General features: G+C 65.4%; 15 protein-coding genes and 1 riboswitch. Of the genes, 6 read left to right on the top strand and 9 right to left on the bottom strand.

Translation table 11 applies throughout. From position 1 onward, the window contains the following. Positions 1 to 66: 66 nt before the first annotated feature. The 5 genes from VME63_RS06230 to zwf all read right to left on the bottom strand — a co-directional run bounded on the left by VME63_RS06230 (position 67) and on the right by zwf (position 6644). Positions 67 to 1656, bottom strand: a complete 1590-nt coding sequence (locus VME63_RS06230; protein ID WP_325431362.1) for a S10 family peptidase — start codon at positions 1654 to 1656, stop codon at positions 67 to 69. Between the two features lie 115 nt (positions 1657 to 1771). Next, positions 1772 to 2425 (bottom strand): bifunctional 4-hydroxy-2-oxoglutarate aldolase/2-dehydro-3-deoxy-phosphogluconate aldolase, encoded by a 654-nt coding sequence (gene eda / locus VME63_RS06225; RefSeq protein ID WP_325431360.1) that lies wholly within the window; start codon positions 2423 to 2425, stop codon positions 1772 to 1774. 52 nt (positions 2426 to 2477) lie between these two features. After that, complete coding sequence (gene edd / locus VME63_RS06220; RefSeq protein ID WP_325431358.1) at positions 2478 to 4289, bottom strand: phosphogluconate dehydratase; 1812 nt, start codon at positions 4287 to 4289, stop codon at positions 2478 to 2480. Between the two features lie 172 nt (positions 4290 to 4461). Continuing rightward, complete coding sequence (gene pgl, locus VME63_RS06215) at positions 4462 to 5139, bottom strand: 6-phosphogluconolactonase (protein WP_325431356.1); 678 nt, start codon at positions 5137 to 5139, stop codon at positions 4462 to 4464. 17 nt (positions 5140 to 5156) lie between these two features. Further along, positions 5157 to 6644, bottom strand: a complete 1488-nt coding sequence (gene zwf, locus VME63_RS06210; protein WP_325431354.1) for a glucose-6-phosphate dehydrogenase — start codon at positions 6642 to 6644, stop codon at positions 5157 to 5159. 191 nt (positions 6645 to 6835) lie between these two features. On the opposite strand from zwf, the gene VME63_RS06205 reads away from it, so the two are divergent. The 3 genes from VME63_RS06205 (at position 6836) to VME63_RS06195 (ending at position 11523) form a co-directional block, all read left to right on the top strand. After that, a complete protein-coding gene (locus VME63_RS06205) occupies positions 6836 to 7588 on the top strand; it encodes a GntR family transcriptional regulator (RefSeq protein WP_325431352.1) in 753 nt (250 codons plus the stop codon). A 202-nt stretch (positions 7589 to 7790) separates the two neighbouring features. Then, positions 7791 to 8378 (top strand): hypothetical protein, encoded by a 588-nt coding sequence (locus tag VME63_RS06200; RefSeq protein WP_325431350.1) that lies wholly within the window; start codon positions 7791 to 7793, stop codon positions 8376 to 8378. A gap of 280 nt (positions 8379 to 8658) precedes the next feature. Then, the gene (locus tag VME63_RS06195; protein WP_325431348.1) at positions 8659 to 11523 is read left to right on the top strand and encodes a diguanylate cyclase; all 2865 of its coding nucleotides are present in this window, start codon (positions 8659 to 8661) and stop codon (positions 11521 to 11523) included. Between the two features lie 53 nt (positions 11524 to 11576). Here VME63_RS06195 and VME63_RS06190 read toward each other — a convergent pair whose 3' ends face one another. Both VME63_RS06190 and VME63_RS06185 read right to left on the bottom strand, forming a co-directional pair. Further along, complete coding sequence (locus VME63_RS06190; RefSeq protein WP_325431346.1) at positions 11577 to 12290, bottom strand: hypothetical protein; 714 nt, start codon at positions 12288 to 12290, stop codon at positions 11577 to 11579. Positions 12291 to 12440: 150 nt separating this feature from the next. Next, positions 12441 to 14261, bottom strand: a complete 1821-nt coding sequence (locus VME63_RS06185) for an alpha-L-fucosidase (RefSeq protein WP_325431344.1) — start codon at positions 14259 to 14261, stop codon at positions 12441 to 12443. Positions 14262 to 14373: 112 nt separating this feature from the next. Continuing rightward, a riboswitch (cobalamin riboswitch) is annotated at positions 14374 to 14607 on the top strand. Between the two features lie 137 nt (positions 14608 to 14744). On the opposite strand from VME63_RS06185, the gene VME63_RS06180 reads away from it, so the two are divergent. From VME63_RS06180 to VME63_RS06170, 3 genes are all read left to right on the top strand, one after another. After that, positions 14745 to 16661, top strand: coding sequence for a TonB-dependent receptor domain-containing protein (locus tag VME63_RS06180; RefSeq protein WP_325431343.1), 1917 nt, complete (start codon positions 14745 to 14747; stop codon positions 16659 to 16661). A 239-nt stretch (positions 16662 to 16900) separates the two neighbouring features. Beyond that, positions 16901 to 20062: an efflux RND transporter permease subunit gene (locus tag VME63_RS06175; protein ID WP_325431341.1), complete on the top strand. Its 3162-nt coding sequence runs from the start codon at positions 16901 to 16903 to the stop codon at positions 20060 to 20062. A 243-nt stretch (positions 20063 to 20305) separates the two neighbouring features. Beyond that, complete coding sequence (locus VME63_RS06170) at positions 20306 to 23479, top strand: efflux RND transporter permease subunit (protein ID WP_325431339.1); 3174 nt, start codon at positions 20306 to 20308, stop codon at positions 23477 to 23479. A 7-nt stretch (positions 23480 to 23486) separates the two neighbouring features. Here VME63_RS06170 and VME63_RS06165 read toward each other — a convergent pair whose 3' ends face one another. Both VME63_RS06165 and VME63_RS06160 read right to left on the bottom strand, forming a co-directional pair. Then, on the bottom strand, positions 23487 to 23951 hold the full coding sequence (locus VME63_RS06165; protein WP_325431337.1) for a hypothetical protein: 465 nt from the start codon (positions 23949 to 23951) through the stop codon (positions 23487 to 23489). Positions 23952 to 24025: 74 nt separating this feature from the next. Next, on the bottom strand, positions 24026 to 26062 hold the full coding sequence (locus VME63_RS06160; RefSeq protein WP_325431335.1) for an alkaline phosphatase family protein: 2037 nt from the start codon (positions 26060 to 26062) through the stop codon (positions 24026 to 24028). Between the last annotated feature and the right edge of the window lie 37 nt (positions 26063 to 26099).

The following is a 26099-nucleotide window of genomic DNA, read 5'->3' as shown; positions in this document are numbered from 1 at the left end:
AGAAGAGCGAAGAGCTTACCCCCTCCCAGCTTCCCCCTGCTAGCCGGGGCAAGAGCCTATCGCGCTTTATGGCTTGACGTTGTCGGTCTGCTCGATGAAGCGCGCGACGTTGTCGTGCAAGCGCTTCAGCGAGGCTTCGTGGGCGTAGACCATGTGCCCGGACGGATACCACGCATAGCTGATGTTGTTCATCAACGCCGGCGGAACGGGCAGGTGGTGCATGTCGTAGTCGGCGGCGAAGAACGGCGTGGCCAGGTCGTAGTAGCCACCGTTGAGCAGGATCTTCAGGTCCGGATTGGTTTTCATCGCCTTGGCCAGGTCCGGCATCACATTGAGCGCGCCTTCGTGGCCGTCGTGCCTGGAATCCCAATCGGTGATGTCAGTGGCGTATTCGTGGTAGGTCTGGTCCTGGCCGTATTTGAGATCCTTGCGCACGTAGTCGTTGAACGCGGCGATATAGGCCGAACTGATCGCCGAGGATTGCGGATCGTATTGGGCTTCCTTGCTCAGCGGATCGAGCGAGGGGCCGGCGAAGCGCGTGTCCAGACGTCCGGTGGTGTCGTCGGTATTGTCCAGCAGTTCATGCTCGAACATGCCGCCGCTCACACGCAGGTTGGCCTTGAGCAGGTAGTCCACCGGCAGGCCGGTGTACTGGTGCAGCTTTTCCGCTATCGCCTGCTTGCGCGCCGCGTCCAGGCGGGAACCGGCCATCAGCGCCGAGGCGTAGTCGCCCAGCGCAAACTGCTCCACTTGCGCAAGCAATGGCTCGAGTTCCGCCGGTGCCTGCGGCAGCTTGTGGTGGTAGTACGCCGTGGCCGCGAAGGTGGGCAGCGCCAGCTCGTAGGGCAGGTCGACGCCGGGGTTCTGCTCCGGCCCATCGATGCTGGTATCGAAATTGAGGATCTGCGAGAGCAGGATCACGCCATTCAAATCGACGCTGTCTTCGTTTTCCAGATCGTTGGCGAGCACCGCCGAGCGGGTGGTGCCGTAGCTTTCGCCGAACAGGTACTTGGGTGAATTCCAGCGGCCGTAACGCGACAGGAAGCGGGTGATGAACTGCGCGAAGGCGTGACCGTCGCCATCCACGCTGTAGATCTCCTTGCGGCGCTCCTTCAACTGCTCGCCGCGCTTGGCCGGATCCGGATCGTTGGCGATCAGGCGGCTGAAGCCGGTGCCCGGCGCATCGATGAAGACCAGGTCGGAGGCATCGAGCAGGCTGTAATCGTTGTTGACCAGCTGGTAGGGCGCGGCCGGCGTGTGCGAGTCGTCCCGGGTAACCACGCGGCGCGGACCGAATGCGCCCATGTGCAGCCACACCGAAGCCGAACCCGGGCCGCCGTTGTAGATGAAGGTAACCGGCCGTTTCGCCGCGTCCACGCCTTTCTTGAAGTAGGCCACGTAGAACATGCTGACTGTCGGCTGGTTTTCTTTCTCGTTCTTGCCGTGCAGCACAAGGGTGCCGGCCACCGCCTTGTAGGCGATGCGCTTGCCTTGGACCGACACCGAGCCTTCGCTTTCCGATGCCTGCGGATGCACCAGCGCCGCATCGGGCGCGCGGTCATCCTGCGCGGCTTTGTCCTTGTCGTGATGGTCGGCGGCGAGTGCATTGCCCAGCAGCAGTGTGGCGAGGGCGAAGACGAGCGGAAGCTTGCGCATGGAGGGTTCCCGAACCGGCACGGCGCGCCGACCGCCCAGAAGTTACACGGTCAGCGGCATCCGCGCTTTCTCCGCGCAGGGAAGAAGGCGTGAGGGCCAAGCAATACCGGCGCTATCAGGCGACCACGGCGCGCAGCAACGCCGCTTCGCGGGCCAGCTGCTCGATGCCGCTCCAGTCGCCGCGTTCGAGCTTGTCGTTGGGTGTCAGCCACGAGCCGCCCACGCACAGCACGTTCGATAGCGCAAGGAAATCCGGCGCGCTGGTGAGGGTAATGCCGCCGGTCGGGCAAAAACGCAGCTGCGGCAACGGGCTAGCCCACGCGCCAAGCAGTTTCGCGCCGCCGGCCGGCACGGCGGGGAAAAATTTAAGATGGCGATAGCCGCGTTCGAGCATGCTCATCGCCTCACTCGCCGTTGCCACGCCGGGCAGCAGCGGCAGTGCGCTGTCTTCGGCGGCGGCGAGCAGATTCGGCGACACGCCGGGCGACACGGCGAAGCGCGCGCCGGCCTGTTCGGCGGCCTGCAGATCCTTGGCGCTGAGCACGGTGCCCACGCCGACCACGGCGCCTTCCACTTCGGCGGCAATCGCGCGGATCGCATCCAGCGCAGCAGGCGTGCGCAACGTCACTTCGATCGCCGGAGTGCCGCCGGCCACCAGCGCACGCGCCATCGGCACCGCATGTTTGGCATCGTTGATGATGACCACCGGAATCACCGGCGCCAGGCGCATGGTGGCTTCGACGTGTTGTTGCTTGGTTTGGATGTTCATGCCTTCCAGCCTGACTATGCGATTAAGTGTTTTCCTCTCGCCCGAAGGGGCGCTAGAGGACGCCCGCGCCGAGGTCGGCCGCGGCCGCGTTGCGGCGGAACATGCCGAACAACTCGCGCCCCATGCCGTGCTGATGCCGCGAAAGATCTTCGATAGCCGGCGTGCGCGCCGCGAATTGGGCCGCATCGACCAGCACCTCCAGCGTACCCAGATGCGCGTCCAGGCGAATGATGTCGCCGTCGCGCACGCGCGCAATCGGACCGCCGTCATCGGCTTCCGGCGTTACGTGGATGGCGGCCGGCACGCGTCCGCTTGCGCCGGACATGCGCCCGTCGGTAACCAGGGCGATGCGATAGCCGCGATCCTGCAGTACCGACAGCGTCGGCGTGAGCTTGTGCAGTTCCGGCATGCCGATCGCGCGCGGTCCCTGAAAGCGCACCACCGCAATGAAATCGCGGTCCAGTTCGCCGCGGTCGAAAGCGTGCTTGATCTCGTCCTGGTCGTGGAACACCACGGCGGGCGCTTCGATGACCAGACGATCGTCCGGCACCGAGGACACCTTGATCACGCCGCGGCCGAGGTTGCCGTGCACCATGCGCAGTCCGCCATCGGGACGGAACGGTTCGCTTACGCCGCGCAGCACGCCGCGATTGCCGCTTTCCTTCAGTACCGGCGTCCACACCAGCTGGCCCGCTTCGTCCAGGGTGGGCACCTTGCCGTAATCGGCCAGTGTGCCCCCGGCCACAGTGCGCGCATCGCCATGCAGCAGGCCCGCGCTCAGCAGCTGGTCGATCAGGAAAGCCATGCCGCCGGCTTCGTGGAACTGGTTTACGTCGGCGTAGCCATTCGGATAAACGCGCGCGAGCAGTGGAATGGCCGCCGACAGCGCGTCGAAATCCTCCCAGCGCAGCGCAATGCCCGCGGCCTGTGCCATCGCCACCAGATGCAGCAAATGGTTGGTGGAACCGCCCGTCGCATGCAAGCCGATTACGCCATTGACGATGGCGCGCTCGTCGATGATGTGGCCGATGGGCAGGTTCTCGCCGTTCTTTCCCAACGCCGCGCAGCGGCGCACCGCTTCGGCGGTGAGCGCGTCGCGCAGCGGCGTGTCGGGCGCCACGAAACTGGCGCCGGGCAGATGCAGGCCCATGATCTCCATCAGCATCTGGTTGGAGTTGGCGGTGCCGTAGAAAGTGCAGGTGCCGGGGGCGTGATAGGAGCCGGCTTCGGCTTCCAGCAATTGGGCACGATTGGCCTTGCCTTCGGCATACGCCTGGCGCACTTTCGATTTCTGTTCGTTGCTGATGCCGCTGGGCATCGGGCCGCTGGGCACGAACACGCCCGGCAGATGGCCGAAGCTCAACGCGCCGATCAACAGGCCCGGCACGATCTTGTCGCAGATACCCAGGTACAGCGCGCCGTCGAACATGTCGTGCGACAGCGCCACGGCGGTCGCCATGGCAATCAGATCGCGCGAAAACAGCGACAGCTCCATGCCCGAGCGACCCTGCGTGACGCCATCGCACATCGCCGGCACGCCGCCAGCCACCTGTGCGGTGAAGCCCGACTCGCGCGCGATGTCGCGAATCAGCGCGGGATAACGCTCGTACGGCTGGTGCGCCGAAAGCATGTCGTTGTAAGCGGTGACGATGCCGATGTTCGGCGCGCGGCCTTCGCGCAGCGCGGTCTTGTCGTGCGCGCCGCAGGCGGCAAAGCCGTGCGCAAGGTTGCCACAGGAAAGGCGTGCGCGATGCGTGCCCTCGACGGCGGCCGCGCCGATGCGATCAAGGTAGGCGGCGCGTGTATCGCGGCTGCGTTCGCGCAGACGTTCGGTGACTTCGGCTACGACGGGATGCAAACTCATCTTCAACTCCAGCCGGTGTTACGCGGCGCAAACATGACGCTTCTCTCCCTGCTTGCAGGGGAGGTTGGGAAGGGGTTACACATGCTTGTCTTGCGATGCGGGGCTTCACCCCACCCCAGCACTACCCTGCTGTACGCAGGGGAGGGAGCGGGAGGTGCGGCGAGGCGATTCATCAAGGACACCAATAGACGTCCAAATGCGGTGCTCGGCGCAGCACGCTGGCGATAGGCAGCTGGCTGCCGGGCTGTTCGGCTTGTTGCAGCACGTCGCGTTTGTCGGCGCCTTCGATATGCAGATACAAGGCGCGCGCTTTCAGCAGCACCGGCAAAGTGAACGTGATGCGCGGCTCGCCCGCGCCGGGCGCGCGCATCGGCAGCACTTGCGCGGTGTTGGCCGGATCGAGCGCTTCGGCCAGGCGATCGCCGCCAGGGAAAAACGAAGCGGTGTGCCCATCCGGGCCCATCCCCAGCACGACCGCATCGAACGGCAGCTTCAGCGCCGCCACGCGCGTGCGTACTTCGCCGATGCCGGCTTCGGGCGTGGCCGCTTCCACGTACAGCGGCACCAGTTCCGCATCGGCGGCCTTGTGGCGCAACAGCAGCGATTCGATCAGGCGCGCGTTGGAACGCTCGTCCGTGTCGGGTACCCAGCGTTCGTCGACCAGGGTGATGGTCACGCGCGACCATTCCAGGGTTTCCTGCGCCAGCTGTTCGAACAGATGCTTGGGCGTACTGCCGCCGGATACCGCGATGGTGGCTTCGCCGCGCGCGGCGATCGCTGCGCGCAGATCCTGGGCGAGGCGCGCCGACAGCGCGGCGGCCAGCGCCAGTTTGTCTTCAAACGCATGCATGTCCGGTTGCGCCGACACTATTCGTTATCCTCGTCCCAGGTGCGTCCGTCGCGTTCGATCAGTGCCACCGAAGCGCTGGGGCCCCACGTGCCGGAGGTGTACGGACGCGGCGCTTCGCCGCTGGCGCGCCAGGCGGCAAGGATCGGATCGGCCCAGCGCCATGCCGCTTCTACTTCGTCGCGGCGCATGAACAGCGTGGGATTGCCGCGCACCACATCAAGGAGCAGGCGCTCGTACGCATCGGGCTGCTGCGCGCCGAACGCTTCGGCGAAGCTCATGTCCAGCGGCACGTGGCGCAGGCGCAAACCGCCGGGCCCCGGATGCTTGATGGTCAGCCACAGCTTTACGCCTTCGTCCGGCTGCAACCGCAGCACCAGGCGATTTTGCGCCAGCGGACCTGCAGCGGCGGTGAAAATGGAGTGCGGAACCGGTTTGAAGGCGACGACGATTTCCGACACGCGCTCGGCCAGGCGTTTGCCTGTGCGCAAGTAGAACGGCACGCCAGCCCAGCGCCAGTTGCCGATCTGCGCCTTCAATGCCACGAAGGTTTCGGTGCCGGATTTCTCCACCGGGGTCTTGGCGGTGCTGTTGAGATCTTCGATATAGCCGGGCACGCTGTGCCCTTCGGCGGCACCCGCGCGGTATTGGCCGCGCACGGTGAGCTGCGAAGCATTGCTTTCGTCGATACGCTTGAGCGAATGCAGCACCTTGAGCTTTTCGTCGCGCACCGCATCGGGGGACATCGACGCGGGCGGCTCCATCGCCACCATGCACAGCAGCTGCAGCATGTGGTTTTGCACCATGTCGCGCAGCGCGCCGGCGTTGTCGTAGTAGGGGCCGCGTTTTTCCACGCCCAGCGTTTCGGCCACGGTGATCTGCACGTGGTCGATGTGGCCGGCGTTCCACAGGGGTTCGAACAAGGCGTTGCCAAAGCGCAGCGCCAGCAGGTTCTGCACCGTTTCCTTGCCGAGGTAGTGATCGATGCGGTAGGTCTGCGATTCGGCGAACACGCGGCCGACGTCGTCGTTGATGCGGTTGGCGCTGTCCAGGTCGTGGCCGATCGGCTTTTCCAGCACCACGCGCGACTGGCCCTGGTTGAGCCCGTAGTGGCCCAGGCGTTCGCAGATGTCCACGAACAGTTCCGGCGAGGTGGACAGATAGAACACGCGCACGTGGTCGGGCTGCTCGCCGAGCAGCTTGGCGAAGTCGTCCCAGCCATCGTCCTTGCGCGCGTCGAGCGGGCGGTAGCCGACCAGCTTGAGGAACGCGGCTAGCTTGTCGGGCCGGGATGAGCCGGTGCCGTTGAGCGCGGCGCGGATCTGGTTGCGATAACCATCATCGTCCAGTCCCTCGCGGGCCACGCCGATGATGCGGCTGCCCTCCTGGATCTGGCCGTCCATGAAGCGATGGAACAGGGCAGGGAGCAATTTGCGCACGGCCAGGTCGCCAGTGCCGCCGAAGATCACCAGGTCGAAGGGGTCGACCGGTAGGGCAGGTGCAGTCACAACTCACCTCTTGCTGATGCTGGCTGGCCACGGGGATGCGGCCGCCGGGGAATGTGGATCGTACCAATGACATACCACGCAATACCAGTCCCCTGATGGGTGCATTCGTATGCAAATTTTTCCTAAGCGTACCGTGCCCCGGCGTAGGGCGCCGGTTGTACCAGTGGTTCGGTATTGGTATGGTGCGCTTCATGCAAAATGCCCTGGCCGACGAATACCGGCGCCTCAGCCGCGATACGACCACCCACCAGCCGCTGGCCTACCTGCGGTTGCGCCGGGCGATCCGCAACGTGATACAGCACCGCGATATTGAACCAGGTCAAACCCTGCCCAGCGAGCGGGACCTGTCCCAGGCGCTGGGGCTGTCGCGGGTGACGGTGCGCAAGGCCATTGCCGGCCTGGTCGAGGAAGGCCTGCTGACCCAGCGCCATGGCGCCGGCACCTTCGTGGCCGAGCGCATCATCAAGCCGATGTCCCGCCTCACCAGCTTCACCGAGGATCTGCGCGCGCGCGGCCTGCATCCGCGCTCGGAGTTCTTCGAGCGCAGCGTGGGCGAGGTGACGCCGGAAGAATCCATGGCGCTGAACCTGTCCCCCGGCGTGCTGGTCGCGCGCCTGCATCGCGTGCGCTATGCCGAGGACGAACCCCTGGCGATCGAGCGCAGCGTGGTGCCGGCGAGCGTGTTGGCCGATCCGCACGAAGTGCACGATTCGCTCTACGAAGCGCTGGAGCAGCACGATTGCCGCCCGGTGCGCGCCTTGCAGCGCCTGCGCGCGGTTTTGCTGGGCGCGCGCCAGGCGCGCCTGCTGCATGTGACGGCCGGCAGCGCCGGGCTGCACATCGAGCGCCGCGGTTTTCTCGACGACGGCCGCGTGGTGGAGTTCACCACCTCCTGGTATCGCGGGGATATCTACGATTTCGTGGCGGAATTGCAGACCGATTGACGACCGCGCAACGCGCTCGCCAGCGGCCTGTCACGTCGATGGGCGCCGCAACACGTTGGTAGCGCAGCACGCCTGCGGCGGCGTGCCAGCAGTCGGTGCGTCATCGATGCGACAGCCCGCTCAAGCCAAACTCGATTGCGATGGACGGCCGGGCGCGCAGCGATCGCTGCACGCGCCACCCCAACGACCCGAAGGCGTCCGCATGTCCATCCGCTATGACTACGAGCCCGCAGGTGCTGGCCATTCGCCCATGAACACGGCAATCCAGCAAAACGACACGCAAACCGCCGCGCGTGGCCTTGTCGCGGCGCATGTCCCTGACAACAAGCCCTTTTCCACCTCGCCGGAAACGGCCTTCCCGACCGCGGGCGATACGAAGAAGAGCTACTGCGTCAGTCCGGACGGCAGGTCCAAGACATGGACCGCCGTGGGACAGGACGCATCGGGGCCGCGGCATCCTTTTCTGAAAAGGACGTTTCAATTTACCTCTGCAGACGGCGTGACGACGATCAAGACGACCGAAATCCATTGGACCATCGCGCCTTCCAAAGACGGCAAGACCCGAAGTGTCCGCTACGAGACGACGCAGGACGACCGCCTGTACGACCGGTCCGGGCGAGAGCTTGTCCCTCATCGCAAAAGCTCGTTCAAGGGTTCCTTCGAGAATGACGGAAAACCACTGCCGTTCGAGGAGCCGCTGCGCGACGCCTGGCGCTGTGACGCGCGTCGGCCCGACGATGACCAGGCAGCAGCGCGTGACCATCGCCGCCGGGCCTGGAGAAAAAATTAAAACACTGCGCGCTCGGGCCGCATCGCCGAAGACCGGCGCACGACAGGCCGGCCCAAGCCCGGATGCGCCAGACCGGGCACGCAAGGTTCTTCCGCCGCGAACCTGCGCAGCGACGCAAACCTACGCTATTGTTGGCTCGATCCAAATCCACGGTACAGGCCATGCCTAGCCTGCGCCGCGGCGGATGCCGAATGAGGGCCAGGGGACATTGAACGCAGGGGCGAATGAGTTACGCGACGATTTCTCGCGGAGTCGTCGCCGGCGGCGCGGGGCCTGCGCGGTGTTCGCCTGGATCGCCATGCTGGGTCTGGGCGCGCACGCCCAGGCCATCAACCTGGCCAGCTTCACCCAGCAGCAAGGCCTGGGCAGCCTGGAAGACAATTGCCTGCTGCAGGATCGCCAGGGCTTCGTCTACGTGTGCACCGAGAACGGGCTGTTCCGCTTCGACGGGCGCGTGTTCGAGCGCCTGGGTGCCCAGACAGGCCTGCGCGGAAATTACATCGGCGCGCTGCACCAGGACGCCACCGGGCGCTTGTGGGTCGGCACGCGCAGCGGCCTGTTCGTCGGCGATGGCCAGCACTTCGCACCCGTGCTGGCGCAAGGACGCCCTTTGCTGATCGATCCGGGCGCCACGCTCGCCGATCTGGATGGCCATGTGTATGCGGTGAGCGAACACCAGCTGTGGGAGATCGCGCCCGCGGGCACGGCATGGCGCGCGCAGCCGCGCTTCGACGCGGCGGCCCAGCGCGCGACACCGGCGCTGGCGGACGTCGGCAGCGTGTTCGGCGATGGCCGTGCGCTGTGGTTAGGCTGCGGCAAATCCTTGTGCCAACTGCGCGGCGATGAGCTGCGCGTATGGGGTGAGCGCGAGGGTATTCCGCCGGACACCTGGACGTCTTACCTGCATGCCCGCGACGGCACGCTGTGGGTGCGCAGTCCGTATCACATCCGCACGCTCGCTCCGGGCGCCGGCGCGTTCGCCGACCACGATCTGCCCGGCGCGCGCGTGGTGACCGCCTACCTGGACATGATCGAAGACGAAGACGGCCGTCTGCTGACGCGCGCCAATGATGGCCTGGCGCGCTGGAACGGCCACGCCTGGCGCATCTTCGATGCCGGCAACGGCTTACCGTCGATCGGCATCGACGCCCTGCTCTACGACCGCAACCACGTGCTGTGGATCGGCACCTACGGCCGCGGCGTCCTGCAGTGGCGCGGTTACGACCGGATCCAAAGCTGGCAGGGCGCGCAGGGCCTGGACAGCAGCCCCAGCTGGGCGATCGCGCGTGCCAGCAGCGGCGAACTGTGGGTGGGTGACGAGCTCGGTGGCAGCGTCCTGGCGCGCGGCGCCGCGCGCATGGTGCCTTGGCCGTTGAAAGCGCCGCCGCTGGCGCAGGAGACGATCGGGCTGGCCGCATTGCCCAATGGCGACATGCTCGCCGCCTATTACTCCGGCGAACTGCTGCGCTATCGCGCCGGCGAGGGCCGTACCGAAGTGCTGGCACATTCGCCGGCCTACATCCGCCAGATGTTGCTCGACAGGCATGGCAACGTTTGGCTGTGCACCGAGCGCGGGCTGTACGTCTACGATGGCCATGCCCTGCAGCACGCCGGCGGCGGCGTGGTGCCCGACAACACCTGCTCCGACGGCAAAGAAGATGCACAGGGGCGGCTATGGTTCAGCGGCGATGCGGGCCTGTTCCGTTTCGCGCATGGCCAATGGTCGCACGTGCGCGTCAACGGCGCGCCATCCGCGCAGGCCTTCACCCACCTGGACGTGGAGCCGGACGGCGAACTCTACCTGGCCGGCAATTTCGACGGCTTGTGGCGCGGCCGCATTACCGATGGCGACACCTTGACGGTGGTCCACGCGGCAGATGCGCTGGTCGATGGCACGCGCATCTATTTCATCTTCCACGATCGCCGCGGCTGGTTGTGGATCGGCGGCACGGATGGCGTGGAAGTGTTCAATGGCCGGCGTTGGCGCCGGCTCACCGAGGACGACGGCCTGATCTGGGATGACATCGCCGAGAACAGCTTTTTCGAAGACGATGACGGTTCGGTGTGGATCGGCACCAGCAACGGCATTTCGCACATCCTCGATCCCTTGTCGCTGGCGGCGTCCGATCCGTTGCAAATCGTCATCACCGGGTTGCGCCGCGGCCAGACATGGCAGGGCACGGCCGCGGCGTATCGCTGGCATTACGCAGCCAACCAGCCCGTCACGCTGCGCCTGGCCACCCTGGGCGCACCCACGCGCAGCACCATGCAGTATCGCTACCGCCTGCGCGGCCTGGAACCGGGCTGGGTAACCTCGGACCGGCCGCAGGTCGATTACCCGCCGCTGCCGCCGGGCGATTTCGTGTTCGAGGCGATGGCCTACGATCCGGACAACCGGCAGTTTTCGCCGGTGGCGCAGTTGTCGCTGCACATCGTGCCGCCATGGTGGCAGAGCACGCCTGCGATTGTGGGCGGCCTGTTGCTGCTTGCGCTGGGCTTGGTTGTGATCTGGCAGTTGCGCACGCGGCACCTGCGCACGCGCGCACGCCGGCTGGAGCAGTTGGTCGCCCTTCGCACGCGCGAACTGGAAGTGGACAAACAGGCGCTGGAGGACGCGCGCGCCGCGCTCTGGCAGCAGGCCACGCACGATGCGCTGACCGGCATGCCCAACCGCTCGCACGTGTTGAACATCCTGGCGCTGGCCATCGAGGAGGCACGGCAGAGCGGCGAACCGCTGGCCATCGCCCTGATCGATCTGGACCATTTCAAGCGCATCAACGATCACCACGGCCACCTGGCCGGCGACGCGGTGCTGATCGAGGCCGCCACGCGGCTGCGCGAAGCGCTACCGCACGGCGCCACCCTGGGCCGCTATGGCGGCGAAGAGATCCTGGCCGTCGTGCCGGGCGCGCCGCTGGACGACCCGGCACCGTTCGAGGCCTTGCGTGGCTATATCGCCGCCAACCCGTTCCACGGCGACGGCGAACGCGTCGCTGTCACCTGCTCGATCGGCGTGGCCTGGCTACAGCGGCACGACCACAATGGCTTTGACCTGATCCGACGCGCCGATGCCGCCTTGTACCTGGCCAAGACCGCCGGCCGCAATCGCGTGGAGCTGGCCGGCGGCAACTGCGAAACCACCTGACGCTACCGCGCGCATCCGCCGTAAACCCTGCCGGCGGCCAAGCCTTGCCTGCATCAACGTCCGTGCATGGATGCAGGCTGCGTCGGTGAACCTGCCGGCATCGGCGGCACCGGGGGCACGGACGCCGGCGGTACGATGAACATGGGCGTGGGAGCCTGCGCCGACGCGCTGCTCAGCAGGTAGGTCGGACCTGACGTATCGGCAAAGCGCAACGTGGCGCCACTGGCCTGCGTGGCGGCGGCGACCTTGGCCTGGTCGGACGGCGAGCCCATGAACAGTATCACCGAGCCTTGGCAGGCACCGGGCGGCGCGTGCTGGAAAGCGCTTGCCACAAAGTCCGCGCTTTCGCGCGAGTCGGGCCCGCCGAATGCGATGAGGTTGCCCGGCCGCAGGCGCCCGGAAAGCGCCTCTTCAACGTTGGCGAGCTGGCGCTCCCTGGCGCTGGCGGCGTCGGTATCCGCACCGGCGGGAATGAAATAGATGGTGCTTCGGGTGGCCGTGATGCCTTGCGAATGTTGCCGCACGATGCCTGACAGATAAGCCGCCCACGCGCGCGTCTGGCGCGGCGAGGCAGGTTTGGTCACGGTCATGACCGTTGAGCTTTCGGCCGCACCGCTTGCCATCGCCGAACCCGGTGCGGAAGGATCGCCCGGCTGGGCGGCGGCGGCGGCGGACATGACTAGGGCCAGGGCCACGCCAATAGGGTAAACAGGCCTTAGCATGCAGCCGATCCAGGTCACCGCCAGAGGCAGGTGTTTGTCGCGCATGGCTTGCTCCTCCTCGTTGCGTCATACCCGACTACGCTCCGCTATCCATGACCGGCCCGTGAAATCCGGCCGATCCGACGTTTTCCGTGCAGCCGCCAGTCAGGCTTTTGAGGACGCCCTATCGGCCAGGCGCGGTTCCGCGATGCGCACTTACGGCAGCGGCGACAGCTCCACCCTTTGCACCGTTACCGGCAAGGCGCTGCCCTGCACGAAGGGCGCGGGCGGAGTCAGCTTCAGGCGCATGGCGTAGGGGTGCGTGGCGCGGTCGCGATGGATGAGCAGGCTTCGGCTCGTCTCACCCGAGGTGCCCGCGGCGGCACCGGCAAGCGCCAGCCGGTAGGGCCTGCCATCGACCCACACATCGACAGCACGGGCCGAAGATGCCGGCACGTAGTGGACCGTCAGCGAATAGTCGGCCGCCTGCGCATCCAGATTCCAACCCAGCTTGTAGAGCGTGGGGGGCGCCTCGTAGCCTTCGCCGTTGTAGTTGAGATAGTGCTCGGCCTGCGCCGGCAGCAGATCAAAACGTCCATCGCCTGCCGCGGCAAGCGCAGCCGGACGAATCCGCAGTTCGCCCTTCCACGGCAATACGACGACCGGCATGAAGGCATCCACGCTGTCGCGCTGGGCGTCGCCGGTCGGCCAGTTGGCGAAGCGGTCCAGCGCGATGCTGACGTCCGCGCCTTCGCGTTGCACTTCCACCGTATCGCCCGGCGCGCCCAGTCGATACGCACGGCCCAGCGCGGTATCGGCCAGGCCCGGCAGGCGCAGCCGATGGTCGGCAGGCAGCTTGGATACGAACAGATAGAGCGCGTGCGGCCCGACGGTCGCGTAGCCGAAATCCAGCGCGGCGAAGGGTTGTTGGCGCGTGCCGTAGATGGCCTGGCCGTTGCGCTTGAGCCAGTCGCCGATGCCGCGCAGCACCTGTGCCTCGTATGGCACCACCGAGCCGTCGCCGCGCGGGCCGATGTTGAGCATGTAGTTGCCGCCCTGGCTGACGACGCGCACCAGCCGCGCGATGTTCTCGCGGATCTTGCCGGGCAAGTCGTTGCGCACCTGCCACGAGCGGTAACCCCAGGTTTGCGCGAACATCGATGCCGGCGATTGCCATGGCAACTCCATCGCCACGTCGGGCTCGCTGTTGTCGCCCATCACGGCGAAATCGCCCTGATAATTCCACACTCGTCCGGAAATCATCGTCTGCGGCTGCAGCGCGTGCACGGTGCGCGCGAAGTGCGCGCTTTGCGCGGGCGTGGGCTTGCCCATGTCGAACCAGATTTCGGCGATGGGGCCGTAATGGCTCAACAGCTCCTTGATTTGCGCGACGTTGAACGCTTCTTGCGCAGGCGTGATGGGATTGCTGTTGCCCTCGATGTAGGTGTTGCCGCCGGGATGGTGCCAGTCGATGGTGGAGTAATACACGCCGAATGTGAGGCCGCCGCGCGCGCAGGCCTCGGCCAGCTGCTTGACGATGTCGCGATGGTAGGGCGTGTCATCGACGGCGTTGTAGCGGGTCTGCGCGGTCTGGAACAGGTTGAAGCCGTCATGGTGCTTGGCGGTGATGACGATGAACTTCATCCCTGCCGCCTTAGCCAGCGCCACGATGGCATCGGCATCGAAGCGCACCGGATCGAACTGCGCGGCCAGCGCTTCATAATCCTTCGGCGGGATCGGCCCGTTGGCGAGAATCTGCTCGCTATAGCCATGGTCCACGCGCTTGCCGTTCCACATGCCGCCGGCGATGGAGTACAGACCGAAGTGGATGAACATCCCGAACTTGCGGTCCTGCCACGCCTTGATGGTCTGCGCGCTCGGGCCGGGGCCGGGCGGCGGCTGGGGCTCATCGAGCGGCCGGCGCGCCGGGATGGCGTCGGCGCCGGGCGGCGCGGCGGCCAGTAAGCCCTGCGACCAGCACGCCATGCCCAGCGCCAGCCACAACACGGCGCGCTGGCCGCCAAAGCGCTTCTTCATGTGCCTGGATCTCCGGACAGGGTCGGATGAACGAGGCGGCGACTTTACCGCGTCGGCCGTTTTGCAGCGCCAGGTAAAAGCACCCGACATTGCCCGCAACACCCTCAGCGGCTAAAGTTTGCGCGTTTCGGGTGTCCCCACGGCCTTGGCTGAAGGGGATGAAACGGGAAGCCGGTGCGCTGTTCACGCAGCAAGGCCGGCACTGCCCCCGCAACGGTAAGCGAGCGTTTTTTAGCGAACGATCACGCGCCACTGTGCTTTGGCATGGGAAGGCATCGTTCGCAGGCATGCACTTGCAAGCATGCCGCCCGCGAGTCCGGAGACCGGCCCGAAGCAAGGTTCTGGCAGCTCGCGGTGGGCGAGGCTCCGAATGCGTGCCACGACGCTTTGCGCCTGCCCGCATTCCGGTTCCCCTTATCTTCGCGCGATGGCCGGCTTATTTATTGACGCCGCGCGGGGACGCGCGGCAGGGGAACCGACATCATGTTGAAAAAAACTTCGCTGGCCCTGGCGCTGCTCGGCCTGGGACTGACTGCTCAAACCAGCCACGCACAGTCCGCCACCGGCACCGAGGGCAACAATACGCTCGAACCGGTCATCGTCACCGCAACACGCACCGCGATCAACGAAAGCGATTCGCTGTCTTCGGTCAGCGTGATCACGCGCGAGGATATCGATCGCCTGCAGCCGTCCTCGACCCTGGATCTGCTCAACGGCCTGCCCGGCATCAGCGTTACCCAGACCGGCGGCATCGGGCAATCGTCCTCGGTGTATGTGCGCGGCACCAATCCCACGCATGTGCTGGTGTTGATCGATGGCGTGCGCATCGGCTCGGTGAGCCTGGGCGTGGCGGCGCTGGAGCAGATTCCGGTGGACGTGATCGACCACATCGAGATCGTGCGCGGTCCGCGTGCCACCTTGTACGGCTCCGATGCGATCGGCGGCGTGATCCAGATCTTCACCCGCCACGGCCAGCCCAACGGCGGCATCTCGCCGTCGGTGAGCGTCACCGGCGGCAGCCATCACTACGTCAACGGCGAAGCGAGCGTTTCCGGCGGCGATTCCCATCTTTGGTACAACGCCAGCCTCGGCGGCGAATACACCGGCGGCATTCCCGCCTGCCGCATGGGCGCGGCGGAGCTGGGCGTGGCCTGTTTCGTGGACGATCCGCGCAACGACGCCTACCGCAACTGGAACGGCCTGGCCAACTTCGGCTATCGCTGGGACGACGGCACCGAACTGGCCTTCGACTGGCTGCGCAGCAAGAGCAACGTGGAATACGCCGGCTCGCCGTACAGCGGCAACGATGCGGTCGAAGCGCAGGAAGTAGCCGGCGCGCGCCTGAGCTTCTCGCCACTGGACATCTGGAAAGTGACGCTGGACGCCGGGCAGAGCCGCGACGACTTCGACACCTTCTACCAGGGCAGCTATTACGGCTTCTACTACCCGCGCATGGGCACCGGCTTTTTCGACTCGCGCCGCAACCAGGCTTCGTGGCAGAACGACATCACGCTGGCCGCCAACCAACTGCTGACGGTCGGCCTGGATTACCAGCAGGAACACATCTACAGCGACACCGGCTTCACCCAGACGACCCGCGGCGACACCGGCACCTTTGCGCTGTACCAGGGCACGTTCGGCCAGAACGAGGTGCAGCTGTCGGCACGGCACGACCACAACGATGAATTTGGCAACCACAACACCGGCACCGCGGCGTGGGGCTACCATTTCGACCAGGGTCCGGTGCTGTCCGTGAGCTACGGCACGGCGTTCCACGCGCCGACCTTCGACGATCTTTACTATCCGGCCTTCGGCGGCGTGCCCACGGCCAACCCCAACCTGCAGCCGGAAACCTCGCGCAGCGCCGAGATCGGCCTGACCCAGCAGCTGAACGGATGGAACTGGGGCGTCAACGCGTATCAGACGCGCATCAGCGACCTGATCGAGCTCAACGAAGCGTTCATCCCGATGAACATCAGCCGCGCGGTGATCCGCGGCATCGAAGGCCAGTTTGGCTTCACCCTGGACGATTGGCGCGTGCAGAACTACCTCACCCTGATGCAGCCCAAGAACGACGGCGCCGGCCCCGGCAACGGCAACCTGCTGCCGCGCCGCGCCAGGGACACCGGACGCGTGGACATCGATCGCAGCTTCGGCAAATTCGCCGTGGGCGCCACTTTCTTCGCCTCGGGCAAGCGCTACGACGACGAGGCCAACGCGTACCGCATGGGCGGCTACGCCACCACCGACTTTCGCGTCAGCTACACCCTGGCGCCGGGCTGGCAGGTGCAGGCCAAGCTTGCCAACGCGTTCGATCACAACTACGAAACGGCCTACTACTACAACCAGCTGGGCCGCACCTGGTATCTCACCTTCCGCTACAGCCCGTCGATCCACTGACGATGACGCCCCCGTCGCGGCGCATGCCGGGACGGGGAGTGGCTGAACAAGTTTGCGATTTCGACGAAAAATCCGCGCCCATGTCTTCCGGCAGGGTCGGACTTCAGGCACATTCGCACTGATCGCCTGCCAAGGCATAAGGTGCCCATGAATGTGCCCTTTTCTTTTGTTGCGCCGTCGTACGCGCTGGATGAGCGTGTGCGCCGCTTGCGTTGGCCTGACACCTGCCAGGTAGCGCGATGAACGTTTTTGCACCGATCATCCGCCGGCCCATCGGCACCTCGCTGCTGGCGATCGGCCTGAGCATTGCCGGCTTCTGCGCCTACCTGCTGCTGGGCGTGGCGGCGTTGCCGTCGCTGGATTTCCCGGGGTTGGTGGTGGTGGCCCAGTATCCGGGCGCCGACGCGCAGACCATGGCCGCTACCGTGGTGGCGCCGCTGGAACGACAGCTCGGCCGCATTCCCGGCATCCAGCAGATGACCTCCGACAGCAACGCCGGCGGCACCCAGATCCAGATCCTGTTCGACTTCGGCCGCAATGCCGACAAGGCCGCGCGCGACGTGCAGGCGGCGATCAACGCCGCGCAGCCGGACCTGCCCGCCGGCATGCAGCCGCCGCAGTATTTCAAGTTCGATACCGCCTCGATCCCGGTGCTGCTGATTTCGCTCACCTCCACCGGCATGCCGCCGGACAAGCTGTACGACCTCACCGATACGCTGCTCAAGCCGGCGGTGTCGCAGATCCCCGGCGTGGCGCAGGTGCAGGTGTTCGGCGGCTCGCCGCATGCGGTGCGGGTGACGCTGAACAACATGGCGCTGACTGCCAAGGGCATCACCGCCAACGACATCGCCAACACCCTGCGCGCGGCGAATGTGACCTCGCCGCAAGGCATGCTCAGCGACGGCATCCGCCAGATCACGGTGACCGCCAACGATGCGCTGCACACGCCGCAGGATTTCGCCTCGCTGGTGATCGCCAACCAGAAGGGCGTACCGGTGCACCTGTCGGACGTCGCCACCATTACCAGCGGCGCGCAGGATAAGTACCAGGCCGCGTGGTTCAACGGCCAGCGCGCGGTGTCGATGCAAATCAGCAAGCGGCCGGAGGCCAACTCCGTGGCGCTGGTGCAGCAGATCCGCGACCGCCTGCCGGCCCTGCGCAACCTGGTGCCGGCCAACATCACCATCACGCCGATCTTCGATCTCACCCAGGGCACCAAATCGGCGCTGCACGAAGTGGAAGTGGCGTTGCTGCTCAGTATCGTGATGGTGGCGCTGGTGATGCTGGTATTCCTGCGCCGCGTGCGCCCCACCCTGATCGCGATGATCAGCGTGCCGCTGTCGCTGGCCGGCGCGTTCGTGGTGATGTACGCGCTGGGCTTCACGCTCAACACGCTGTCGCTGATCGCGCTGGTGCTGTGCATCGGCTTCGTGGTCGACGATGCCATCGTGGTGATCGAAAACATCGTGCGCCACATGGAACACGGCATGGGCGCGCTCGAAGCCTCGTTGCTGGGCGTGCGCGAAATCGGCTTCACGGTGATCTCCATCACCGTCTCACTGGTGGCGGTGTTTGCGCCGATGGTGTTCGGCAACAACACACTGGTCATGCTGATGCGTGAATTCTCGGTCACGCTGATTGCCACGATCGTGATTTCCGCGCTGGTATCGCTCACCCTCACGCCGGCGCTATGCGGGCGCTACCTGCTGGCGGAAACGCCCGGCGAACACAAACCCGGCAAGCTCGAAGCGGCCATCGAGCGCTTCGACCGCTGGATGCTGCGCGTATACCAGCGCGGGCTGGACTGGGCGATGCACCACCGTCGCATCATGCGCTGGCAGCCGCCCATTTTGTTGCTGCTTACCGCCTTGCTCGCGGTCATCGTGGCCAAGACGGCAGGCGGCGGCCTGATGCCCAAGGAAGACACCGGCATGCTGATCCTGCAGATGTCGGCCGACGCAAACATCTCGCCCGAACTGATGGCCGCGCGCACGCAAGCCGTGGCGGCGATCATGCAGGCCGATCCGGCCGTGGCGGACGTCACCACCATCCTTGGCGGCAACAACAACAATGGCGCGGTCGGCAATGATTCCACGCTGTTTGTCGACCTCAAGCCGCTCGGCAAGGGTCCGGGCCAGCGCCCCGATGCGCTGGATAAAGTCATCGAGCGCCTGGACAAGAAATATAAAACCCTGCCGGACATGACCGTAACCATGCGCGCCCTGCAATTTCTCGGCGGCGGCAGCAACAAGGGCGGCGGCGAATACGCCTTCGACCTGGACAGCACCACCGGCGCGCCGCTGCAGCAGGCGACCCTGCGCCTGGCGCAGGTGATGCGCAAGATGAAGCCATTCACCAATGTCACCACCAGCTACGACAGCATCGGCAAGCAGCAACGGGTGGAAGTGGATCGCGATGCCGCCTCGCGCCTGCAGGTGGGCATGGGCCAGGTCGACCAGGCACTGGTCGATGCCTTCGGCCAGAACCCGGTGTCGGTGATTTATTCGGACATCAATCAATACCGCGTGGTACTGGCCGCCAGCAACGCCGATTCGCTAAGCCCCGATACCCTGCTCAATACCTACGTGCGCAATGCCCAGGGCAAGATGATTCCGCTGTCGGCGATTGCGCATATCCGGGCGAGCATCGCGCCGGTGGAAGTGCAGCATTTCAACCAGACCGAATCGTCCACCATCAGCTATAACCTGGCCAAGGACATCACCCAGGCCGACGGCTTGAAATACGTGGACCAGGCGATGTTCGCCGCGCAGCTGCCGCCCGGCATCACGCGCCGCTACACCGGCGACAACCAGAAACTGATGGAGGCGCTGGAAAATGCCCTGATCGTGTTCGCGGCGGTGATCGTGGTGATGTACATCGTGCTGGGCATTCTTTATGAAAGCCTGATCCATCCGCTGACCATTCTTTCCACCCTGCCCGCCGCGGGCATGGGTGCGTTCCTGGCGATGCTGCTTACGCATACGCAGCTGACCATGATGTCGGTCATCGCGGTGCTGATGCTCATCGGCATCGTGAAGAAGAACGCGATCCTGATGGTGGATTTCGCGCTGGTCGCCGAGCGCGAGCGGCAGCTGTCGCCGCCCGATGCGATCCGCGAGGCGGCGCTGGTGCGCTTCCGCCCGATCACCATGACCACGCTGGTGGCGATGGGTGCGGCGCTGCCGCTGGCGATCGGTTTCGGCATGGGTGCGGAAATGCGCCAGCCGCTGGGTATCGCGATCCTGGGCGGCCTGTCGGTGTCGCAGCTGCTGACCTTGCTCAGCACGCCGGCGATGTACCTGTGGCAGCACGACCGCCGCGTGCGCAAGGCGGCGCACAAGGCGCGGCGCGAGGAGCGGCGCTTGCGCAAATTGGGCAAGCAGGCGACGGCATCGCCGTGATGCGTTGACGCTTCGCCCTGGCGGCAAACGTGAACATCGAGCGCAACTGTAAACTTTCCGATACACCCGCTTCTCTCGCCGTCATTTTCGCGTATGCCAACGCATGCCTTCCGGCACGGCCGGACTTCAGGCACATTTGCCTGGAGCGATGTCAGCGTATGAAGTGGTTATGCATGGAATCCGCGCGCGCCATCCCAGTCGCTTCCTGACGCACGCCGCCGCGCGTGGCCGCAGGTGCCGCGCGTGAATATCTTCGAGCCGATCATCCGCCGTCCGGTCGCTACCTCGTTGCTGGCGATCGGGCTGGTCATTGCCGGCTTCTGCGCCTACCTGGTGCTGGGGCTGGCCGCGTTTCCCTCGATGCAGTTTCCCGCGATCACCGTGCAGGCGCTGGTACCCGGTGCCGATGCGCAAACGGTGGCGGCCACCGTGACGGCGCCGCTGGAACGGCAGCTCGGACGCATCCCGGGCATCCAGCAGATGACATCCGATGCCAATCCGGGCGGCACGCAGATCCAGATTCTGTTCAACCTCTCGCGCGGCGCGGACCAGGCGGCGCGCGACGTGCAACAGGCGATCAACGCGGCGATACCCGACCTGCCGGCGGTGATGGCGCTGTCGCCGCCGCAGTATTTCAAGGCGGATACGACGCAGATTCCCGTGCTGCTGCTGACCATGACTTCAACCAGCATGCCGCCGGACAAGCTCTACGATCTGGCCGATACGCTGATGCGCCCGGCGGTGTCGCAAATCACCGGCGTGGCGCAGGCGCAGCTGATCGGCGGCGCGCCGCACGCGATCCGCGTGTCGCTGAACAATGTCGCGCTCGCCGCCAAGGGTCTTACCGCCAACGACGTGGCCAATGCGCTGCGCGCGGCCAACGTGATGTCGCCGCAGGGCATCTTGAGCGACGGCATCACGCAGATGACGGTGACCGCCAACGACGGCCTGCAGACCGCCCGGGATTTTGCATCGCTGGTGATCGCCAACCAGAAGGGCGTGCCGGTGCGCCTGTCGGACGTGGCGACGGTCAGCAACGGCCAGCAGGACGCCTACCAGGCGGCCTGGTTCAACAACCGGCACGCCGTGGTGATGCAGGTGATGAAGCGGCCCGAGGCGAACGCGGTGGAACTGGTGCAGAAGATCCGCGACACCCTCCCCAAGCTGCAGGCGCTGGTGCCCGCCGACGTGAAGATCTCGCCGATCTTCGATCTCACCCGGTCCACCAAGTCGGCGCTGCATGAGGTGGAAGTGGCGCTGCTGCTCAGCATCGTGATGGTGGCGGCGGTGATGCTGGTGTTCCTGCGCCGCGTGCGGCCGATGGTGATCGCGATGTTCAGCGTGCCGCTGTCGCTCGCCGGCGCGTTCGTCCTGATGTACTCGCTCAATTTCACGCTCAACATGCTGTCGCTGATCGCGCTGGTGCTGTGCATCGGGTTTGTGGTGGACGACGCGATCGTGGTGATCGAAAACATCTTTCGCCACATGGAAAAGGGCGAGGATCCCCTGCATGCCTCGCTGATCGGCGTGCGCGAGATCGGCTTCACGGTGATCTCGATCACGCTGTCGCTGGTGGCGGTGTTCGCGCCGATGGTGTTCGGCAACAATTCGATGACGCTGCTGATGCGCGAATTCTCGGTCACGCTGATCGCCACGATCGTGATCTCGGCCATTGTGTCGCTGACGCTCACGCCCGCGCTGTGCGGCCATTACCTGAAGCGCGAAGCGGTCGGCGAACACACACCCGGCAGGCTGGAGCGTGCGGTTGAGCGCTTTGACCGGCGCTTGCTGCGCATCTACGAAAGCGCGCTGGACTGGGCCATGCGCCATCGCCGCATCATGCGCTGGCAGCCCTTGATCCTGCTGATCCTGACGGTCACGCTGGCCGTCGCCGTGGTAAAGACCGCCGGCGGCGCACTGATGCCCGAAGGCGACACCGGCATGCTGGAAGTGGATCTGGTCGCCGATCCGAACATCTCGCCTGTTCTGCTGGCGCGGCGCACGCAGGAGATCGAGGCGAGCATGCTGGCCGATCCTGCCGTATACGACGTCACCTCGTTTCTCGGCGGCAACAATACCAATGGCGCGGTGGGCAACGAGGCAACCTACTTCATCGACCTCAAACCGCGCGGCCACGGCCCGGGCGAGCGGCCCGATCCGGTGGAAAAGGTCATTGCGCGGCTCAACGAGCATTACAAGAAGCTCACCGATGTCGACATCACCATCACCAGCCTGGGCTTTTTCAGCAGCAGCAGCGGCGCCAAGGCCAAGGGCAAATACGAATTCGACCTGACCAGCACCGGCGGCCAGCCGCTGCAGCAGCCCACCCTGCATTTGGCCGAGGTGATGCGCAAGATGAAGCCGTTCCGCGATGTCAGCACCACGTTCGACAACATCGGCGCGCAACAGCTGCTCCAGGTCGATCGCAACGCAGCCTCGCGCTTGCAGGTCGGCATGGGCGATATCGACCAGGCGCTGGCCAACGGCTTCGGCCAGACGCCGGTATCGGTGATTTATTCCGATCTCAATCAATACCAGGTGATTCTGAGCGCCGACAACGCCAACTCGGTCAGCCCCGACACGCTGCTCAATCTCTACGTACGCAACGCCAGCAACAAGATGGTGCCGCTGTCGGCGATGGCGCACATCAAACCGTACATTGAACCGATCGACATCCAGCACTACAACCAGCTCGAATCGGCCACCATCCATTACAACCTGGCCGATGGCGTGACGCAGGCCGACGGCCTGAAATTTGTGGACCAGGCGATCTATGCCGCGCAGCTGCCGTCGGGCGTGATGAAGAAATTCACCGGCGACAACCAGAAACTGGTGGATGCGGCGACCAATGCGGGGATCGTCTTCATTGCGGTGATCCTGGCTATGTATATCGTGCTGGGCATGCTCTATGAGAGCCTGATCCATCCGCTGACGATTCTTTCCACGCTGCCGGCGGCGGGCATGGGTGCGTTCCTGGCGATGCTGATTACGCATACGCAGGTGTCAACCATGTCGGTGATCGCCGTGCTGATGCTGATCGGCATTGTGAAAAAGAACGCGATCCTGATGGTGGATTTTGCCCTCGTCGCCGAGCGCGAGGACCGTCTGTCACCGCCCGAGGCGATCCGCGAAGCCGCGCTGGTGCGCTTTCGCCCGATCACCATGACCACGCTGGTGGCGATGGGCGCGGCCCTGCCGCTGGCGATCGGCTTTGGTACCGGTGCGGAAATGCGCCAGCCGCTGGGCATCGCGATCCTGGGCGGCCTGTTCGTGTCGCAGCTGCTGACCTTGCTTAGTACCCCGGCGATCTATCTGTGGCAGCACGACCGGCGCGTGCGCAAGGCCGAACGCAAAGCCAGGCGCGCGGAAAAACGCCGGCTGCGCCAGCTCGGCAAGCCGATTGCGCTGCCCGACTGAAGCGCCTTCAATCGCTGGGGCTGGTGCAGGCGGCGTAGCGCTTGCCTTCCACTTGCAGTACGTCGTGTCCGTCCAGCGTCACGTCACCGGTGTAGTGCTTGGGCGAATCGAGCTGGATACGGCCGTTGCCGGCCGCCGGCTGGCCGCCGCAGTCCACGGTCCAGGCCAGCGCCGTGCTGGTGCGGTGTTCGCCGCTGCGTGTGCAGTGCTCGCCGGGCACCATCGCATCGACGAAGGTGGCCCATGGATCGCCGCCGTCGTACAGGCACTTCCATTGCACCGTAGCCGGGCCGGCACGCCCGTCTTTAAGCGTGTGCAGGGTGATTTTCCACAGACCCGGCATGGCCTGGAAATCGCCGGGATCGGCATGGGTACGAGGGCTGAAACTGCCGGACGCGCCAAGCAGCACCAGTGCGGCGATCGGGTTGGACCAGCGGTGCCAGCGAGCGGCGGGATGCGCAAGCAAACTCATCGTCTTCATCGTTCCCATCAGCACAAAGCGGATGCCCCGCCCACCTGCGCGGGCGGGGCATTGGATCAGCATACTCAGTTTTGTGTTGCAGCCACGTTGACGTCCGGGTTCCATCCGCGGAAGTCGAACATGTCCATCAGGTCCCCGATGGCCGGCGCGTTGACCGGGACGTAGGGGTTGTTGCCGAACTGGATCGGGTTGGGCAGGTTGTCGCGGCTGCGACGGGAGATCGTCTCGTCGATGCCCCAGTTCGCTTCGACGAATTTGTCGAACGACACGTGGTCATAGTACGTGTGCACCACGCGGCCGCCCTGCGAATACTTGGACACCACCAGCAGCGGGATGCGCGTGCCGTCGCCGAAGAAGTCGATCGGCTGCACGTAGCCCGAATCGTAGTAACCGCCGCCTTCGTCGAAGGTGATCATCACCGCCGTGTTGTTCCACAGCTGCGGGTTGGCCTGGACCATCTGCACGATTTTCTGCACGTAGCCCTCGAACAGCTCCAGCTTGGACGAAGCCGGGTGGCCGTCCAGCAGTCCGTCCGGCTTGGCGATGGCCACCGCCGGCAGGGTGCCGTTCTGGATGTCGCTGTAGAGGTTGTTGATGTCCTGGTTATTCGCGCGCAGAGTCGGGTTGGTCATGATCTGCTTGGAATACAGGAACGGATCGCAGATGTTGCAAAAGGTACCGGCTTCGCCGTCTTCGGTGCCGTTGGACCAGCCTTCGCCGTAATACTTCCAGCTTACGTTATGGCGCGTCAGCAGCAGCGCGAGGTTTTGCTGCGTTACCGGCGGGATGGTGAACTGGTTGGCGCCCAGCGGCGCGGGCGTGCCGTCGCCCAGGTAGCCGGGGTTGTAGTTGTTGACCAGGTAATACGCCCCGGATTTGCAATCGGTGCCGCGGAAAGTGCGGTACGGCAGGCTCTTAAGATAGCTGCGCACCGCGCCGACGCCCGGTTGGGTATCGTCCGCGCAGTTGACGTAGGAGCCGCCGCTGTAGCCGTCCTGCACCCACCAGTTGTTGGTGCCCGATTGCGTGTTGGGGTTTTCGATCTGGTTGCTCGGCGGCACCGCGGGATTGCCGTTGGCATCGGCGTAATAGATCGCGTCGCCGAAGCCCAGCATGATGTGATTGGCGCCCGTGCCGCCCATCACCGACTGGTGGAAGTTGTCGCTCAGCGCGAACTGCTGGGCAAGTTGCTTCAGATACGGCGCATCGCCCTGCGCCATGTTCAGGAACTGCATCGAGGTGGAGCCTTCGCCCGTGCTTTCATCCGTGAAACCGGCCGGCTGCGTGGCGCCGTTGTTGCCCGCGCCCATGGTCACTTCCACCCACGGGAACAGGTCGGCGCGGCAACCGCTGGGGTTGGCGCGGGTGGCTTGGCTGACGTTGCAGTCCAGCTGCTGCCACATCTGGAAGAAGCGATGCACGGGACTGTTGGCGTAGTCGTTGTAGCTGATCGACGCGTGCATGTTGACCGGCGCGTTGGCCAGCGTGGACGGGAAGCGCGTATCGACCGCGTCATTGGGCAGGCCCGTGCCGCCTTCGGCGAGTTCGGGATAGTCGGCCGTGGGCAGGCCCGGCTCGATCGCCTCGGCCTGCGCGGCCGATGACAGATACGGCTGCGTCGGCGCGCCACCGGTGTTCATCTGGGGCAGCTGCGTATACGCGCTGGTGCGGGTGGGCGATGGGGTGTAATCGCCGGTCTGGCTTGCCTGCCATTGCTCGGCCTTGGCCACGTTCGGGCCCGGCGTGCCGTCGGCGTTGACGATGCCTTCGGAAAGCAGGTTGTACACCGTCTGCCCGGCCGGCGGCCGATAGGTGCCGAAGACGTGATCGAAGGTGCGGTTTTCACCGATCAGCAGGATGACGTGCTTGATGGGCGTGCGCGTGCGGTTGCTATTGTCTTTACCTGTATTGGGGCTATACAGCGTAATGGTGCCGCCGGACTGGCCGCTGGCGGGCGTCGTCGCCGAGTTCGGCACGTTGGCGCGGAAACTCGCGTCATTGGGTGGATTGGTGGTTTGCGCGTTGGCCAGTCCGACAAGGCTGGTCACGAGCGCCCCAAACAGAAACGGCTTCAACCGGGTACGGTCAAACTTCGTGGGCATGACTGGTGTCTCCTGCTGGCGATCCCAAAGAGAGCCT

The organism is Dyella sp. (assembly GCF_035503745.1).
Lineage (GTDB): Bacteria > Pseudomonadota > Gammaproteobacteria > Xanthomonadales > Rhodanobacteraceae > Dyella_B.
The sequence above is the reverse complement of the archived record's forward strand: the minus strand, read 5'-3'. Positions and strand labels throughout refer to the sequence as shown.

Coding starts and splice junctions, on each gene's coding strand:
- VME63_RS06230 (WP_325431362.1), bottom strand. CDS start 1,656: ATGCGCAAGCTTCCGCTCGTCTTCGCCCTCGCCACACTGCTGCTGGGC.
- VME63_RS06180 (WP_325431343.1), top strand. CDS start 14,745: ATGTTGAAAAAAACTTCGCTGGCCCTGGCGCTGCTCGGCCTGGGACTG.
- VME63_RS06200 (WP_325431350.1), top strand. CDS start 7,791: ATGTCCATCCGCTATGACTACGAGCCCGCAGGTGCTGGCCATTCGCCC.
- VME63_RS06175 (WP_325431341.1), top strand. CDS start 16,901: ATGAACGTTTTTGCACCGATCATCCGCCGGCCCATCGGCACCTCGCTG.
- VME63_RS06160 (WP_325431335.1), bottom strand. CDS start 26,062: ATGCCCACGAAGTTTGACCGTACCCGGTTGAAGCCGTTTCTGTTTGGG.
- VME63_RS06185 (WP_325431344.1), bottom strand. CDS start 14,261: ATGAAGAAGCGCTTTGGCGGCCAGCGCGCCGTGTTGTGGCTGGCGCTG.
- eda (WP_325431360.1), bottom strand. CDS start 2,425: ATGAACATCCAAACCAAGCAACAACACGTCGAAGCCACCATGCGCCTG.
- edd (WP_325431358.1), bottom strand. CDS start 4,289: ATGAGTTTGCATCCCGTCGTAGCCGAAGTCACCGAACGTCTGCGCGAA.
- VME63_RS06165 (WP_325431337.1), bottom strand. CDS start 23,951: ATGAGTTTGCTTGCGCATCCCGCCGCTCGCTGGCACCGCTGGTCCAAC.
- VME63_RS06190 (WP_325431346.1), bottom strand. CDS start 12,290: ATGCGCGACAAACACCTGCCTCTGGCGGTGACCTGGATCGGCTGCATG.
- VME63_RS06205 (WP_325431352.1), top strand. CDS start 6,836: ATGCAAAATGCCCTGGCCGACGAATACCGGCGCCTCAGCCGCGATACG.
- pgl (WP_325431356.1), bottom strand. CDS start 5,139: ATGCATGCGTTTGAAGACAAACTGGCGCTGGCCGCCGCGCTGTCGGCG.